This is a genomic window from Massilia norwichensis, assembly GCF_024753245.1.
Lineage (GTDB): Bacteria > Pseudomonadota > Gammaproteobacteria > Burkholderiales > Burkholderiaceae_D > Telluria > Telluria norwichensis.
The window spans coordinates 23,576-39,679 of the sequence record NZ_JANUGX010000008.1; the positions used below are offsets into that span (position 1 = coordinate 23,576).

Here is a 16,104-nt window from a genome sequence, read left to right on the forward strand (position 1 = left end):
CGATGAGCAAGGATATCCCAAGCCGCCTGCTGCCGACCGACAGCTACCGCCAGGCCGACGCGCCTGACCTCGACGCCGTGCGCCTGCTGGTGGTCGGCGACGTCATGCTGGACCGCTACTGGTTCGGCGATGTTTCCCGCATCTCGCCGGAAGCACCGGTGCCGGTGGTGCGCATCGAGAAGCGCGAAGCCCGCCTGGGCGGCGCCGCCAACGTGGCGCGCAACGCCGCCGCCCTCGGCGCCCACTGCGGCCTGCTGGGCGTGGTCGGCAACGACGAAGCCGGCGACGAGGTCGAGCAGATCCTGCGCGAATCCAGCATCGACAGCTACCTCAAGCGCGACGAACAGATCTCCACCATCGTCAAGCTGCGCGTGATCGGACGCCAGCAGCAGATGGTGCGCATCGACTTCGAAGAAGCGCCGAGCGAAACCACGCTGCGCGACAAGCTGACCCAGTTCAAGGCCGTGCTGCCGGACTACGACGTCATCATCTTCTCCGACTACAACAAGGGCAGCCTGGTGAACGTGGCCGAGATGATCCGCATGGCGCGCGAGGCCGGCAAGACCGTGATGGTCGACCCGAAGGGCGACGACTTCACGCCTTACCGCGGCGCCACCATGCTGACCCCGAACAAGTCGGAACTGAAGCGCATCGTCGGCAGCTGGAAGACCGAAGAGCAGCTCACCGCCAAGGCCCAGGGCCTGCGCGAAGAGCTGGGCCTGAGCGCGCTGCTGCTGACCCGTTCGGAAGAGGGCATGAGCCTGTACACCGCCGACGAGGTGGTGCACGTGCCGGCCGACGCGCGCGAAGTGTTCGACGTCTCCGGCGCCGGCGACACCGTGATCGCCACCATGGCGGCGATGCTGGGCGCGGGCGCCTCGCTGCCGGAAGCGCTGGCCACCGCCAACCGCGCCGGCGGCATCGTGGTCGGCAAGCTGGGTACGGCCACCGTCACCCGCGAAGAGCTGTTCGCGCATCGCCGCCGCAGCGACACCGTGGCCGACGCGGGAGCCGTCTAAGCTTCGAGCGCTTGCGCTCCCACAAACGCCCGGCGTCAACGGCCGGTGTGCTGGTCCGTTAAGGAAGCCGGGCGGCGCCTGCCGCCCGCTTTCCAACCAACGGAGAAAACCAGATGATCAAGAAACTGTTCCTTGCAATCGCTGCGCTGGCAGCGTCGATGAACATCGCCTTTGCCCAGGTCGACGTCAACAAGGCCGATGTCGCGGCGCTGGATTCGGTGAAGGGCGTCGGCCCGAGCATGTCGAAGGCCATCATCGACGAACGCGCCAAGGGCGAATTCAAGGACTGGGCAGACTTCCAGAAGCGCGTGAAGGGCGTGGGCGACAAGCGCGCCGCCAAGCTGTCGGAAGCCGGCCTGCAGGTGAACGGCAAATCGAAGGACGGCGCGGCCATGGGTAAAGCAGAAGACAAGGCAGCCGCCAAGCCGGCCAAGGCGTCGAAGGCGGCTGCGAAGCCGGAAGCTGCGGCCAAGGCAGCTAGTTAAAACGTAGGGTGGGCACGCCGTGCCCACGCGGACGATTGCGACATGCCAGCGCCCGCGTGGGCTCGGGGAGCCCACCCTACATTGCTTCCAGTCATGCTCTTCATGGCCACGAGCATACGCCGCTGTTGATCTCGGATTAGAATGGCGTTTTGAGATCGCAAGAAAGCAGAAGCAAACCCATGGCATACAAGACCATTCAGGACACGATCGGCAACACCCCGCTGGTGCAGCTGGTCCGTATTCCCGGCGCGGACGCCGCGGCCCGCAACAACATCATTCTCGGCAAACTCGAAGGCAATAACCCGGCAGGTTCGGTCAAGGACCGCGCCGCCATGTCGATGCTGCGCGGCGCGGAAGAGCGCGGCCAGATCAAGCCGGGCGACACCCTGATCGAAGCGACCAGCGGCAATACCGGCATCGCGCTGGCCATGGCGGCCGCGATCAAGGGCTACAAGATGCTGTTGATCATGCCGGACAACCTGTCGATCGAACGCCGCCAGAGCATGGCGGCCTACGGTGCCCAGATCATCCTGACGCCGAAGACCGGCGGCATGGAGTATGCGCGCGACCTCGCCGAGTCGATGCAGAAGGACGGCAAGGGCATCATCCTCGACCAGTTCGGCAACCAGGACAACCCGCGCGCCCACTACGAGACCACCGGTCCGGAGATCTGGCGCGACACCGAGGGCCGCGTGACCCACTTCGTCAGCGCGATGGGCACCACCGGCACCATCATGGGCGTGTCGCACTACCTGAAGGAACAGAACGAGGCGATCCGCATCATCGGCGCGCAGCCGGAAGAGGGGTCGTCGATCCCGGGTATCCGCAAATGGCCGGAAGCCTACCTGCCGAAGATCTTCGACAAGGCGCGTGTCGACCAGGTCGAGAACGTGACGCAGGCGGCTGCGGAACAGATGGCGCGCCGTCTGGCGGCCGAAGAGGGCATCTTCTGCGGTATTTCCGCAGCGGGCGCCTGCGAAATCGCCTTGCGTATTTCGCAGACCGTGGAGAACGCGACGATCGTCTTCGTTGTATGCGACCGCGGCGATCGTTATCTGTCGACGGGTGTATTCCCCGCCTGATGGGCTAGCTTATTCACCGACTCCGTGGTCGGTTGTCTCATTGCTCCCGGCGCGAGGTCTAGGCGCTGGGTGTTCCCCTGACGAGGAAGAAATGCTATTTCTGCAGACGGTGCGGCGGCATGGAATACCGCCGTCCGTAGGCGCGCTCACGCTTATTCCGCGCCGGTACCGGCGTTGTTGTCCTTGTCTTTCGGCTTGAACTGCTTGTCGCTGATGCGGAATTTCGCACGGCGGTCGCCCATCAGGTAGCGCAGGTCGCGGATCGACAGGTCGCTGACTTCGTGCATGCGGATCAGCAGCGATGCGCCGACCGGCAGGCGGTGGTGGCGGATCTTCGAGATCACCGGCGGTGCCACTTCCAGGGCGCGGGACAGGGCTGCGTCGTTCTTCAGGCGCAGGTTCTCGATCAGGGTGTCGAGCAGGCGGTTCGGGTTGTACTGCAGCAGTTCGTCATTTTCCGAATCGCTGTTCATATCAATGCCGACTTGGTTCGTCATGATGTCACTATTCCTATTTTTGGGTTGATGGAGTTCGCTGGCGGCTTTGTTACCCAACAAGATTACGATTATTTCTACTAAATTATACAACTAATTTCTAATTTAGTACTCAAGAGCAATAAGTATCAGTCGTGCCTGCTCAGTCCGTTGTCTTGCTGCAACAATAGCCGCAATGCAATTCTCTCACAAACTCACTGAAAAATTAATTGCTTTTTATTTAAACTTAAGTGTAAAGCAATTCTCGATGCGCTGCCGCACGTTTCCAAAAGGCATGGTGAAACACCAAGATTGATGGGGGTATCGCAACGGAATTTCTGTTTCCTCGGGGAACTAGCATGAAGAAAAGAGGATACCCCCAGGGAGTATGTCGTTGTCAGTCCTGCATTAACTCAGCAATAACACTGTTGCACCGTTACAAAGGGATACAAAGTTTCTCGCTGGTTAAGGCTCAGTTAGCCCGCGCCAGCTTCACCGCGCGACCCAGCTCCACGACCGACATAGCATAGAAATAACTGCGATTATATTTTGTGATAGCAAAGAAGTTACCGTTTGCGACCCAGTACTCGGTCGGGTCGGCACCGTTCTGCAAATCGATCAGGCCATAGTTGCGCTGTTCGGGAAGCAGAGTGCGGGTCACCACGCCCGCGGCCTGCAGCTCGGCCGGCTGGTAACGCGCCTCCAGGCCGCCCAGTAGCGGCTCCCAGGCCATGCTCGGCGCGACATCCGCCGGGAACACGGAGGGACCGGTCGCATTGCGGTCCCAGCCGTGGGCGACCAGGAAGTTGGCGACGCTGCCGATCGCGTCGGCAGCCGAATTGCGCAGGTCGACGATGCCGTCGCCGTCGTAATCGACGCCATACTTCAGGATATTGCTGGGCATGAACTGCGGCATGCCGACCGCGCCGGCGAACGAGCCCAGCAGCGAGAACGGATCGATGTTCTCCTGGCGCGCCAGCACCATGGTCTTTTCCAGCTCGCTGCGGAAGAACTGCATGCGGTCGTTGCGGTTCGGCGATTCCGGGTAGGCGAAGGCGAGGGTGGCTAGCACGTCCATCACGCGGAAGCGTCCGGTATCGCGGCCGTAGATCGTTTCGACGCCGATGATGCCGACGATGATCTCGGCCGGTACGCCGTATTGCGCCTCGGCGCGCGCCAGTTCTGCCGCGTTCTCGTTCCAGAAGCGCACGCCGGCATTGATGCGGATCGGCTCGATGAAACGGCTGCTGTAGGCCTGCCAGTTCTTCGGCTTGCCCGGCGGCGCCGGCTTGACCAGCTGGACCGCGGAATCGATGAAGCGCAGCTTGCCGATTGCCGCTGCGACCTCGGCGCGCTCGAAACCGTTGCGCTGGACCATGTCGTCCTCGAAGTCGCGCACTGACTGCCATTCGCTGAAATTGACCTGTTCGCCGTCGTAGTCGATGGCCGGACGGCTTGGTGCGGGCGCAGGCTTGGCGGCCTTGCCCTTGGCCTTTTTGACAAGCTTGGCGGATTTCGCGGCCTTGGCTGTTTTTGCCGTTTTGGCAGCCTTGGCGGCATGGTGGGTCGAGGAAGCGGCAAGTGCGTGGGGCGTTTGCCCGGCGCCGATGGCGAAGGCAAGCAGCAGCGGTACAAAGGATTTCATCGAACTCGGGACAGCAACTCTTTCAAGGTGGTCAGCAAGCCTGCGCCGTGCGGCGCGGACTGTGGCGGTGGTGCGTAGCGCCAGGCACTGTAGCGGCGCAGGAATTCGGCCGCGGCGGCCTTCGGTTCGGGGGCCAGGGCGGCACCGGCGACACGCGCGGCATACGCCGTCGGTCCTTCGTCCGGCGCACGCGGCAGGCCCAGCTGGCCGAGGCGGTGGCACAAGGCCGAGTATAGCTTATCGATCGGGTCGTCCCGCCTTTGCTTCGAGAGTTTTCGCGCGAGCAGCAACAAGGCGCAGGCCAGGGCCAGCAGGACCGCGCTGCGCCAGCCGAACAGGTTTTCCTGCAGGGTTTCCATCAATGCATGCTGGCGCTGCGCCGTATAGTTCAGCACCCACTGGTTCCAGCCGTTGTTGGCGGCGCCGATCGCATAGCGGACCTTGGCCAGCAGCGAATCCGGGTTCGGCTGCATCAGCCTGCCCAGGCCGGCGAAGCCGAACGGGCTCGGGGCCGGCAGCGCCTGCGCCAGATTGCGCTGTACGCGGTCCGGGGCCACCGCCGCGGTCGGGTCGACGCGGACCCAGCCCAGGCCCGCCAGCCAGACCTCGCCCCAGGCATGGGCATCGGACTGGCGCACCGTGAAATAACCGTCGATCGGGTTCAGTTCGCCGCCCTGGTAGCCGGTCACCACACGCGCCGGAATCCCGGCCGCACGCATCAGGAACACGAAGGCGCCCGCATAGTGTTCGCAGAATCCGGCGCGGGTGTTGTAGAGGAATTCGTCGACGGCGTCGCCGCCCAGCAGCGGCGGCTGCAGCGTGTACGAATAGCCGCCGGTGGCGAACTGGCGCAGCACCGCCTGCACCCGCTGGCCCGGCTCGGGGTAGTCCTGTTTCAGGCGCTGGCCCGCCGCCAGCGCCTTCGGGTTGCGGCCGTAGGGCAGCAGCAGCCACTGGTAGGCGTTTTCGAGGGTGTCGGCGGCCTGCATGTTGAAGTCGACATAGGAGACGAGCTCGTAGCGGATGCGCTCGCGCACCGGGCTCGATGCCTGCAGTTCCAGTTCGCTGGTGACGGTGGCCGGCCCGCCCGACAGCTGCGGCAGCGCGCGCGGCATCTCGAGCGCGAACAGCCAGCGCGTGTCCGAGGGCTCCAGCGTGACCTGGTAGCGCAGCGGCTCGCCGCGCACCTTGATCGAGACCGCCGATGGCGCCTTGCGGCTGAAGCTGGGGCGCGGCAGCATGCGGGTCCAGGTGCGGCCGTCATAGGCGCCCAGCACCGGGCCGCGCCAGTAGAGCTGCGGCTGGGGCGGCGGCGCCCCCTCGAACTTGACGCGGAAAGCCGGGTCATCCGATTGCGCCAGGTTCGAGAACTGGCCCGGCGCCATGCTGTCGGACAGGCCGGTGCGCGCCGCGTGGCCATCGTCGGGCATGCCCCACAACGGCCCGTCGATGCGCGGGAACAGCACGAAGCCGGCCGCCGCCAGCGGCGCCGCCAGCGCCAGGATCCTGGCGCCCATCAGCAGCCGGATGCGCAAGGGCGGCACGGCGCCGGTCAGTTGGAACGACAGCTGGGTGGTCAGGAGCGCCACGATCGAGGCCAGCATCAAAGCCGCGGTGCCGATGCTCTGCGAGTAGAAGAAATTGGTCAGCACCAGGAAGAAGCACAGGAACACCACCACGAACAGATCGCGCCGCGCATGCATCTCGAGCATCTTGAAGGCCACCAGCAGCACCAGCATCGCGACCCCGGCATCGCGCCCGAGCACCGTGTGGTAGGTCTGCAGCACGCCCGCCATCGCGGCCACGGCAAGGGGCACCAGCAGCAGATTGGCCGGCATGCGCCGGCCCAGCAGGGTGAGGGCGGCGCGCCAGGCCAGGGTGGCGCCGCACACCAGCGTCACCCAGGGCGGCAGGTGGGCCGTGTGCGGCAGCAGCACCAGCACCGTGCTGGCCAGCAGCAGCAGGGTGTCCTGCTTGTCGCGCGAGAGCGGAACGGTGGGGCGCAGGGCTTTCATCGCATGGCGTCCGGCAGGCCGTACAGGGCCAGCGCTTCCAGGCAGGCCGCCTGGTGGGCCGGACCGAGCGCCGCGCCGAGCCGCTGGCGGCCCAGGTGCAGCGCATAGGGCAGCGCGCGCAGCTCCGCCTCCAGCACCCAGCGCGCCAGGCGCGACAGCTTCAGCTCGAGGTCCAGCCGGGGCGGCAGCGCATCGAGGTCGAGCACCAGTTCGTCGAGCGAGCCGCCCTCGAACTGCTTGGTCACCAGCTGGCCGCCGAGCGCGGGATCGAGGCGGGCGATGTGGCGCCAGGCCAGTTGGCGCAACGGGTCTCCGGGCTGGTAGCTGCGCACCCCGGCGAAGTCGTCGCTGCCGGCACTGCCGAAGCCGTCCGGGCTCGGATGGCCGCTCGAGGGCAGCGGCGGCGCGTCCTGTTCGGGGAAGGGATAGACCAGCGCGCGGCTGTCCGGCTGCCAGTAGCTCCAGGCGTTGAACAGGCCGAGCGGAAAGCGGGTCGACAGGCGCACGCGCGGCGCCTTCATCCAGCCGCGCTGTTTGCTGGTGCTCGACAGCACCACGCTGGTGCTGGCGCCGGCCGCGACGTCGACCGCATGGCGCGGGTCCTTCATGGTGTCGAGGTCGATCCAGAGCGCGTAGCGGGCCAGGCGCGTGCGGTTGGACAGCTGCAGCTCGAAGGGCGCTTCCTCGCCGGCGAACACGGCGCTGCTGCGGCCGGGACGCAGGTGCAGGTGGGCCAGGTTGCGGTAGGTGTAAATCATGTCGACCAGCCCGCAGGCGGCGGCCACAAAAGTCAGGCCGAAGCCCAGGCCCAGGCTGTAATTGATCGAGCCGACTAGCAGCGCCAGCAGCAGGGCGCCGAAGCCGAGCCCGGCGCGGGTCGGCAGGATGTAGACGCGGCGCTGGCTCAGCTCGACCTCGCCGCGGTCGCGCGCGGTGGTGCGCTCGCGCCAGGTGCTGCGCCGTCCGCGCAGCCAGGCATAGATGCGGACGCCGAGTGCGAGCCTGGTCACGGCCGCGGTCGTCATCGCCGGACGCGCCGCGTCATACCGGCACCGACTTCTGCAACTGCAGCACCAGGTCGCGGCTGGCGCTGCCACCGCCGATCGCGGCCTTCAGCGGGCGCAGGCGGTGCGCGCAGACCGGCACCAGCAGGGTCTGGATGTCTTCCGGGATCACATGGTCGCGTCCCTCCAGCGCGGCCCAGGCGCGCGCTGCCTGCAGCAGGGCCAGGGTCGCGCGCGGCGACAGGCCCTCGGCGAACAGCTTGCCGGAACGGGATTCCTGGGCCAGCGCCTGCAGGTAGTCGATCAGCGGGCCGGAGGCGTGGATCGCGCGCAGCGAGCGCTGGGCGTCCAGCAACTCTTCCGGGCGCATCACCGGCTGCAGGGTCTTGAGCATGGCGCGCCGGTCTTCGCCCATCAGCAGCGCGCGTTCGGCGCTGGCATCGGGGTAGCCCAGCGACAGGCACATCAGGAAGCGGTCGAGCTGGGATTCCGGCAGCGGGAAGGTGCCGATCTGGTGCGCCGGGTTCTGGGTCGCGATCACGAAGAAGGGTTCGGGCAGCGCGCGCGTGACGCCGTCGGCCGTGACCTGGCGCTCTTCCATTGCCTCCAGCAGGCCCGATTGGGTCTTGGGCGTGGCGCGGTTGATCTCGTCGGCCAGTAGCACCTGGGTGAAGATCGGGCCGGGATGGAACACGAAGCCGTTCTTCTCGCGCTCGTACACCGAGATGCCGGCCACGTCGGCCGGCAGCAGGTCGCTGGTGAACTGCACGCGGTTGAACTGCAGGCCCAGGGTCAGGGCGAGGGCATGCGCCAGCGTGGTCTTGCCGACGCCCGGCACGTCGTCGATCAGCAGGTGGCCGCCGGCCAGCAGGCAGGTGAGGGCGAGGCGAACCTGCTGGTCCTTGCCCACCACGATCTGGCCGACCTGACGGGCAGCGGAGTGTAATTGTTTGAACATGGTAGATTATCGCTATCGGCAATCTTTTCGGCATTTCGATTCTATGCGAGAACGCCGATCCATGTGATACGGATGAGCGCAGCGTCATGAGTACAGCAATCTACAGCCACGCGGACTGTTCCCTCCACGAGATGGGCGACTGGCACCCCGAAACGCCCGCACGCCTGCAGGCGATCGAGGACCAGCTGATCCTGGCACGCCTTAGCGGCCTGATCGAGCGCCGCGGCGGCGACCCGGCCGCCGAGGCAGCGATCCTGCGCAACCACAGCCAGGGCGCGATCGACCTCGTGCGCGACAACGTCCCGAGCGGCAGCGAACACTATCCGCTCGACGGCGACACCCTGCTGTGCAAGGACAGCTACCGCGCCGCCCTGCGCGCCGCCGGCCTGGCGCTGGCCGCCACCGACGACGTCATGGCAGGCCGCGTCGACAACGCCTTCTGCGCGATCCGCCCGCCCGGCCACCATGCGCGGCCCGGCGAGCCGATGGGGTTCTGCTTGTTTAACAACGTCGCCATCGCTGCCCGCCACGCGCTCGAAGTGCACGGGCTGGAGCGGATCGCGATCGTCGACTTCGACGTCCACCACGGCAACGGCACCGACGAGTCCTTCCGCGACGATCCGCGCGTGCTGATGGCCAGCTTCTTCCAGCATCCCTTCTATCCCTACACCGAACCGTCGCCGGTAACGGCGACCAGCGTCAACATCCCGGTGCCGGCCTATAGCGGCGGCGACGTGGTGCGCCAGCTGGTGCAGGAGCACTGGCTACCGGCCCTGCATGCGCACCGCCCGCAGATGCTCTTCATCTCGGCCGGCTTCGACGCCCACAAGGAAGACGACCTGGGCGGCATGGCCCTGGTCGAGGCCGACTATGCCTGGATCACGCACCGCCTGGTCGAGGTGGCGCGCCAGCATGCGAACGGACGCATCGTCAGCTGCCTGGAGGGCGGCTACAACCTGTCGGCGCTGGGCCGCAGCGTGGCGGTGCACATCAAGGCATTGGCCGAACTGGACTGAGAAGCCGCGAACCTAAGCAGCGCAGCCGTATCTAAGCTCCACAAGAACCAATCTGGAGGAGACGATGAGACTGCTGCGCACCCTGGTTGCGCTGTGCCTGCTCGCCTGTGCGGGCCTGGCATCGGCCACCAATTACACCCTGTGGATCAACGGCCGCACCGGCGGCGGCGTCATCGGCAACTACGACAGCTTCAATTACTGGGGCCCGGCCGCGGTGGCGGCGGGCGTCAACAAGAAAGCCGTCAACTGGGACGGCCGCAGCAGCATCGCCAGCCAGAGCGTCCTGGTCCGCAATGCGCTCGACTGCTTCTGCACCGGCAATAACTGGTGTTACATCGCCACCCACAGCGCCGGCGACCTGCTGCTCGGCTACACCCTGGCCAACTACGGCGGCTCGGCGCGCATGCGCAAGAACGCGGTGGCGGCCAGCAACGGGGTGTGCGGCAACGCCGGCGGCGCCCAGACCGGCTGGAACATCAAGTGGGTGCGCGCGGCGGCCGGCTCGGGCGGCGGTTCGGAACTGGCCGACATCGGCGCCTGGACCACCTCGGAACCGCTGGTGCAGGACGTGAAGACCAGCACCGCGCGCGCCATGTACAACCACAACGAGACGCGCGGCATCTGGTTCTACATGTACGCCGGCGCCTCGGGCGGCCTCGGCTCGGTGGTCCTGCCGGGCCAGGACGATGGCGTCGAGGCTTATCACAGCGCGGGCGGCGTGGCGGGCAGTTCCGGCACCTCGCTGTGCAATCCCGGCGACTGGTTCTGCAACGACCTGAGGCTGGGCACCGAGCCCAACCAGGGCGGCAGCACCAAATGGGCTTACCACTCGGTCGCCTTCCGCGACGATGGCGAAGACTACGGCCACTCCACCCTCGGCAACTGGAGCGGCATCGTGTCCGTAGTGCGCAGCGCGATGGAAAGCGCGGCGCGCTAGCACATTTCATGTGGCGGGCATGGCGCGTTTGCGCTTTCCGCCACACTCAGCAGTTTGTATTGTGTGGCAATTGACTTGCACAAATGTCCCATCTACATTCGACTCGGCTGTAGCACGGTCGTGCGGAATTTTTGTGTGCCCGTGCGGGCAGCAAACGCAATCCAACGACAACGAACGAGTGGAGACAAGATGAGACTGATACGCACGGTACTGGCGTTGTGCCTGTTCGCGGTAGCGGGACTGGCATCGGCAACGAACTACACGTTATGGATCAACGGCCGCACAGGCGGCGGCACGATCGGCGACTACAACAGCTTCAGCTATTGGGGACCGTCGTCGACGGCCGCAGGCGTCAACAAGAAAGCCGTCAACTGGGACGGCTACAACAGCATCGCCTCGCAGAGCGGCCACATCCGCGATGCGCTGGACTGCTTCTGCACCGGCAACAACTGGTGCTACATCGCGACCCACAGCGCGGGCGACCTGATGATGGGCTATGTACTGGCCAACTACGGCGGCTCTTCGCGCCTGAAAAAGAACGCGGTGGCCAATTCGGCCGGCGTGTGCGGCAATGCGGACGGCAGTTCGCAGACCGGCTGGAACATCAAGTGGGTACGCGCCGCCTCGGGCGCCGGCGGCGGCTCCGAGCTGGCCGACTACGGCTCCTGGGCGGTCGGCGATCCGCTGACCAAGGACCTCAAAACCGCCACCGCGCGCGCCATGTACAACCACAACACCACGCGCAACATCTGGTTCTACATGTACGCCGCCTCCAAGGGCACGGCCTACTCGGGCATCCTGCCGGGCCAGGACGACGAAGCGGTGGCCTACCACAGCTCGGGCGGCGTCTCGGGCAGTTCCGGCGGCTCTTACTGCAATCCCAGCGACTGGCTGTGCAACGACCTGACCCTCGGCACCGCTGCCAACGAGGGCGGCACGACCAAGTGGAGCTACCACTCGGTGTCCTTCCGCGACGACAACGAGGCGTATAACCATTATGCGAACGGGAACTGGCAGGGCATCGTTTCCGTCGTCCGAAGTGCGATGGTGAGCAGTGCCCTCTAAGAAACCACAGCAGGGAGGCCGGCAGCCGGCATCGCCCCGGTCCGCGCCGCGGCCCTGGTGGCGCCGGCTGGCGCTGCCCATCCTGGCCCTGGCGGTGCTCGGCATCCTGGCGTGGAGCTTTACAAGCCATGACAGCCCCGCCCCGGCGCTGACCGCCGCCCAGGCTCCGGCGCCGCAGGGCCGGCCCTTCTTCCACCCGGTCGGCGAGAGCAGCCTGCCGGCCGTCGACGAACGGCGCCAGCGCCGCGAGCAGCTGGTCAGCAATTACCAGCTGGCCGACCACACCTTCTGCAGCTACCGCGACGGCAGCCAGTACCCGGTCGGTTCGCGCCCGATGGCGGAAAACCTGGACCAGAACTATCCCAACAAGCCGGTCACCGAGATGAACCCGATGCGCCTGCAGGGCGGCGGGGCCGACGCCAGCGTGCAGCTGCAGACCTCGCAGTCGCGTGTCTACATGGCGGCCAACGAGGCGGTCGCGTTCTCGCTGCGCGCGGTGAATGCCGCCGGCCAGGTGCAGCCGCTGGTGATCACGCGCGCGGTTGCGCAGGGCATCACCTTCAGCGGTGCGCGCCAGACCCCGCAGGTGAGCATTCCCTTCGCCGACGACGGCAGCGGCTCGGACCCGGTGCCGAACGACGGCGCCTACGCCGGCGTGCTGGCGCCCGCGCAGAGCGGCCTGGCAGGCTTCAACGGCACCATCCGCACCCAGGTCAGCTACAACGTCAACGGCAAGAACGGCATGGTGGTGTTCGACGTGATCTACACCCCCGAGCTGCCGGCCATCTGGACCGGGCAGGTGCGCGAGGCGGTGGAAAACGGTTCGCTGGTCTTCATCCTGCCGGTCGAGGTGCGCATGCCCGGACGCTACGTGATCAGCGGCCGGGTCGACGATGCGCGCGGCCAGCCTTTCGCACTGCTGACCTTCAACGACCTGCTCGGCCCCGGCCCCGGCGTGGTGAAACTGACCATGTTCGGCAAACTGATGCGCGACCAGGCCGCGGCCTTGCCGCTGACCCTGCGCGATGTCGACGGTTATCTGCTCAAGGAGAACACCGACCCCGACCGCGCCCTGATGCCGCGCCTGGAAGGCAAGGTATTGACGAGTAAAAACCATCCGCTGAAGGGTTTTTCCGATGCCGAATGGCAGAGCGAGGAGCGTTCGCGCTACCTGACCGAGTTCGCCAAGGACGTCAATCTGGCGAAGAACGAATTGCAGGCTTTCGACCCCGGCCAGCCGCTGCCGCCGAGCGAGTGCGGTCCAAAGCCGGCTGCGCGGTAGAATGTGCGGATGGCAGATTCGATTCTCAGCTACGACAAGGATGATCTTCTCAGCAAGCTGGCGGCATTCCCGCTGGAGGCGCGCCTGGCCTGCGCCGCGGCGGCGGCCACTCGCCTGATGCCGGCCTGCGAGCGCTTCGCCGTGGTCCAGGGCACAGGACGGGAAGGGCGCGCGCGCGACATCGTCGCCGAACTGTGGCAATGCATCCTGTCCGGCGACCCGGGCCAGCAGCCCTGGCCGGCGGTCCTCGACGAAGTCATGGCCATGATTCCACGCGAGGATGCCGGCGGCGGCCTGCTGGCCTCGATGGCCGAGGACGGCCTGGCCTCGCTGGCCTATGCGATCCGCTGCCTGCTGGTGGGCGATCCCGGCCAGGCCGAACTGGCGGTCGGGCGCGAGTACGATGCCACCGACCAGGCCGCCGTAACCCTGACCGGCGTGGTGCCGAACACCCCCAAAAAGGAGGCGCGGTTGCTGGCCCATCCGCTGATCCAGCGCGCGCTGGCGCGCCAGCATCACGACCTCGAATTGCTGCGGCGCGGCGATGTCGAGGCGCTGCTGCGCCAGGCCGTCGCCAATCCGACCTTCAGCGAACAGGAGCTCGCCGGCTTCGACAGCGTAAAATAGCGTCTTGTACGCACATTATTGAGAATAAGCATGTCGATTCAATGGTTCCCGGGCCACATGGCCGCTGCCCGCAAGCAGGCTGCGGAGCAGATGGAAAACACCGATGTGGTCATCGAGGTCCTGGACGCACGATTGCCGCAGGCGAGCAGCAACCCGATGGTCGAGGAACTGCGCAAGTTCCGCAACAAACCCTGCCTGAAGGTCCTGAACAAGACCGACCTGGCCGACCCCGTGGCGACCGCCGCCTGGGCCGCCTGGTACGACGCTCAGGACGGCGTCACCGCCTATCCGATGACGACCAAGAAGCCGTCCGACGTCGCCCGCATCCCCGAGCTGTGCAAGCAGTTGGCGCCGCACCGCGGCGTGCCGACCAAGCCGCTGCGCATCATGATCATGGGCATCCCCAACGTCGGCAAGTCGACCCTGATGAACGCGCTGCTGAAAAAGCGCGTGGCCAAGGTCGGCGACGAACCGGCCGTCACCAAGGCCCAGCAGAAGATCTACCTCGACAAGTTCACGGTGCTGGTCGACACCCCCGGCATGCTGTGGCCGAAGATCGCCATGGAAAGCGACGGCCTGATGCTGGCCGCCAGCCACGCCGTCGGCACCAATGCCGTGATCGAGGAAGAAGTGGCCGAATTCCTCGGCACGCTGCTGCTGGAGCGCTACCCGCAACTCCTGAGCGCGCGCTACGGCTTCAAGACCGGGGGCATGGACGGCTTCGGCGTGATCGAGGGCGTGGCCCAGCGCCGCGGCTTCCGCGTGCGCGGCGGCGACTTCGACTACGAAAAGGCCTCGCACGTGTTCCTGCAGGACTACCGCCAGGGCGCGCTGGGCCGCATCAGCCTGGAAACCCCGGCAACCCGCGCCGAGGCGCTCGAGAAGCACCGCATCGAGATGGAAGAGAAGGCGCGGCTTGCGGAGGAGAAGGCGGCCAGGAAGGCTGAAGAGGCGGCGCGCGGCAAGCGTGGGACCTAAGATTTCGATTGGAGCCGGCGCCGGTCGGCTACCAATTGCATCTACTTTACGGTGCTGAAGTAGGGTTTGAAGGCTTCTTGGAGTTCTGGGGAAAGCCGGTCGAAGTCGATACGCTGGTTCCTGATTTCAGCGCGCAGCTTATCTTGGCCACCCACGGCGCGAACGAGCCTTGCTACAAGATCCTGCGCGAGCTGCCGCAGGATGGGAAGCGGTATCTGGTTGGGGTCCCGCGCCTCGAACGACTCATCTGCCGGGTCGTCTATGCATTTGTTTCCGGTTACTGCGTAAAGGCCTCCGCGCTGGATTGGCTCGTACAGTGATTGCCCGGCTTCCCGATGGCGTCGCTTGGCATACCCCGAGACAACGTAGTAGCTGCTTGCCGCGTCGTATGCACGTGCGAAAATCCATTCGTGGAGGACCCAGTTCCCGGTGTCCCTTGAGCACAAAGCGCTTATTTCACTCGGTAATGCTTCCAGCTTGACCCGGGCGTCCAGTCGCAGGCCAATCGCCGGCTCGATCACGTATCGAGGAGGCTTGTCGCCGGCTGTCGCCACATTACCGGCGGTCATGAGAAGGACTGCGAGGATGACGCGCTTAGTAACGATAGACGACATAATGTGGTTTCTCCGTGCGATAAGCCGGTCCAGCCCAAAAGTCGTTCTGGACGAAATCGGAAATCCAGCTCTTTCCGTCATACGCTGCCACATGCCCAGCCGTGCTGCCCTTGTATGGCGCCATGACCATGACGTCCCCCTTGAGGAAGCTGAAGCGGGCAGGATCGTCTACCGTGATCTCGTGGAACCCCAGCATTTCAAGGGCCGGACCGAATTCCTTTCCGGTAGCCGGATACCGGCCATGGAACTCAGCTCCGCCCGCCTGCAGCGCCTTGCGTACGAACTCGCCACATCGCCTTTTTCCGTACTTGGGCAAAGCGCGCTTGCGCAGATGTGCCGTAAATTTCTCCAGATCGACAGGCATGGCACACCTATGCGATCTTGTTGGTCGCCAGGTCCCAACCGCCGGCGGTATTTCCTCCACTGCCGCCGCCGATTTTCTGCTGGGTGTACTTCCACTTGATCCTGGAGAACTTCAGGTTGACGGTTTCGGACAAGAAGGAATCGGCACCGCCCAGGTGAGGCTTGACCATACCGATCAGGACGTTCTCCAGTTCGACGTCGAAATACTTTACGCGTTCGCCGTTGCCGTCAGCACGGAAGAACTCGAACTTCGCTTTGGGGATGGTTTTACCGGCTGCGCAGGTCTGTAGAAGAATAGGGGAAGACAGATCGGTCAGCTTGGAGAACGAGATGTCGGAGAGCTCGGCGCGCTCGGCGGTGTGCCCGCCGCCGGTCGACGCGGTGGCGCTGCGGGGCTGGTGCACGCCCCAATGGATGCCGGTTACCTCGATCCAGTCCTTGTGCTTGTCGTCGTGGGACTCGCCCTTGATGCCGTCGATTTGCAGATATACGTCGATTGCCATGCCGTCTCTCCATAAGTTGGCGAACTCAAGAGGGCATT

At 65.6% G+C, this 16,104-nt stretch carries 17 protein-coding genes; 9 read left to right on the top strand and 8 right to left on the bottom strand.

Features of this window, described 5'->3' with window-relative positions:
- Positions 1 to 2: 2 nt before the first annotated feature.
- The 3 genes from rfaE1 to cysM all read left to right on the top strand — a co-directional run bounded on the left by rfaE1 (position 3) and on the right by cysM (position 2,586).
- A complete protein-coding gene (gene rfaE1 / locus NX782_RS08600) occupies positions 3 to 1,019 on the top strand; it encodes a D-glycero-beta-D-manno-heptose-7-phosphate kinase (RefSeq protein WP_258845031.1) in 1,017 nt (338 codons plus the stop codon).
- 113 nt (positions 1,020 to 1,132) lie between these two features.
- A complete protein-coding gene (locus NX782_RS08605) occupies positions 1,133 to 1,504 on the top strand; it encodes a ComEA family DNA-binding protein (protein ID WP_258845032.1) in 372 nt (123 codons plus the stop codon).
- Positions 1,505 to 1,683: 179 nt separating this feature from the next.
- Entirely contained in the window at positions 1,684 to 2,586 is a 903-nt protein-coding gene (gene cysM / locus NX782_RS08610; RefSeq protein WP_258845033.1) for a cysteine synthase CysM, read from the top strand.
- Between the two features lie 152 nt (positions 2,587 to 2,738).
- On the opposite strand, the gene NX782_RS08615 is transcribed toward cysM, so the two are convergent.
- From NX782_RS08615 to NX782_RS08635, 5 genes are all read right to left on the bottom strand, one after another.
- Positions 2,739 to 3,083 (bottom strand): hypothetical protein, encoded by a 345-nt coding sequence (locus NX782_RS08615; protein ID WP_258845034.1) that lies wholly within the window; start codon positions 3,081 to 3,083, stop codon positions 2,739 to 2,741.
- A 448-nt stretch (positions 3,084 to 3,531) separates the two neighbouring features.
- Positions 3,532 to 4,704, bottom strand: a complete 1,173-nt coding sequence (gene mltB / locus NX782_RS08620) for a lytic murein transglycosylase B (protein ID WP_258845035.1) — start codon at positions 4,702 to 4,704, stop codon at positions 3,532 to 3,534.
- Positions 4,701 to 6,719, bottom strand: a complete 2,019-nt coding sequence (locus NX782_RS08625) for a transglutaminase TgpA family protein (RefSeq protein ID WP_258845036.1) — start codon at positions 6,717 to 6,719, stop codon at positions 4,701 to 4,703. Before NX782_RS08625 ends, mltB begins: the two co-directional genes overlap by 4 nt.
- Entirely contained in the window at positions 6,716 to 7,744 is a 1,029-nt protein-coding gene (locus tag NX782_RS08630) for a DUF58 domain-containing protein (protein WP_258845037.1), read from the bottom strand. Before NX782_RS08630 ends, NX782_RS08625 begins: the two co-directional genes overlap by 4 nt.
- A gap of 16 nt (positions 7,745 to 7,760) precedes the next feature.
- Positions 7,761 to 8,681 carry an AAA family ATPase gene (locus NX782_RS08635; protein ID WP_258845038.1) on the bottom strand — a complete coding sequence of 307 codons (921 nt, stop codon included), beginning with the start codon at positions 8,679 to 8,681 and terminating at the stop codon, positions 7,761 to 7,763.
- Positions 8,682 to 8,767: 86 nt separating this feature from the next.
- Between NX782_RS08635 and NX782_RS08640 the strand changes: the two genes are divergently transcribed.
- The 6 genes from NX782_RS08640 (at position 8,768) to ylqF (ending at position 14,586) form a co-directional block, all read left to right on the top strand.
- Positions 8,768 to 9,697 carry a histone deacetylase family protein gene (locus tag NX782_RS08640; RefSeq protein ID WP_258845039.1) on the top strand — a complete coding sequence of 310 codons (930 nt, stop codon included), beginning with the start codon at positions 8,768 to 8,770 and terminating at the stop codon, positions 9,695 to 9,697.
- 64 nt (positions 9,698 to 9,761) lie between these two features.
- Complete coding sequence (locus NX782_RS08645) at positions 9,762 to 10,634, top strand: hypothetical protein (RefSeq protein ID WP_258845040.1); 873 nt, start codon at positions 9,762 to 9,764, stop codon at positions 10,632 to 10,634.
- A gap of 189 nt (positions 10,635 to 10,823) precedes the next feature.
- Entirely contained in the window at positions 10,824 to 11,699 is an 876-nt protein-coding gene (locus NX782_RS08650; protein WP_258845041.1) for a hypothetical protein, read from the top strand.
- Positions 11,689 to 12,981, top strand: a complete 1,293-nt coding sequence (locus NX782_RS08655) for a choice-of-anchor X domain-containing protein (protein ID WP_258845042.1) — start codon at positions 11,689 to 11,691, stop codon at positions 12,979 to 12,981. The genes NX782_RS08650 and NX782_RS08655 overlap by 11 nt, the downstream gene beginning before the upstream one ends.
- 9 nt (positions 12,982 to 12,990) lie before the next feature.
- Positions 12,991 to 13,608 carry a hypothetical protein gene (locus NX782_RS08660; RefSeq protein ID WP_258845043.1) on the top strand — a complete coding sequence of 206 codons (618 nt, stop codon included), beginning with the start codon at positions 12,991 to 12,993 and terminating at the stop codon, positions 13,606 to 13,608.
- 30 nt (positions 13,609 to 13,638) lie between these two features.
- The gene (gene ylqF, locus NX782_RS08665; RefSeq protein WP_258845044.1) at positions 13,639 to 14,586 is read left to right on the top strand and encodes a ribosome biogenesis GTPase YlqF; all 948 of its coding nucleotides are present in this window, start codon (positions 13,639 to 13,641) and stop codon (positions 14,584 to 14,586) included.
- A 41-nt stretch (positions 14,587 to 14,627) separates the two neighbouring features.
- On the opposite strand, the gene NX782_RS08670 is transcribed toward ylqF, so the two are convergent.
- Genes NX782_RS08670 through NX782_RS08680 form a run of 3 tightly spaced genes read right to left on the bottom strand, consistent with a single transcriptional unit; the run spans position 14,628 to position 16,066 of the window.
- Positions 14,628 to 15,155, bottom strand: a complete 528-nt coding sequence (locus tag NX782_RS08670; RefSeq protein ID WP_258845045.1) for a hypothetical protein — start codon at positions 15,153 to 15,155, stop codon at positions 14,628 to 14,630.
- A gap of 25 nt (positions 15,156 to 15,180) precedes the next feature.
- Positions 15,181 to 15,564, bottom strand: coding sequence for a CHAP domain-containing protein (locus NX782_RS08675; protein ID WP_258845046.1), 384 nt, complete (start codon positions 15,562 to 15,564; stop codon positions 15,181 to 15,183).
- A 7-nt stretch (positions 15,565 to 15,571) separates the two neighbouring features.
- A complete protein-coding gene (locus NX782_RS08680) occupies positions 15,572 to 16,066 on the bottom strand; it encodes an Hcp family type VI secretion system effector (protein WP_258845047.1) in 495 nt (164 codons plus the stop codon).
- Positions 16,067 to 16,104 lie beyond the last annotated feature (38 nt).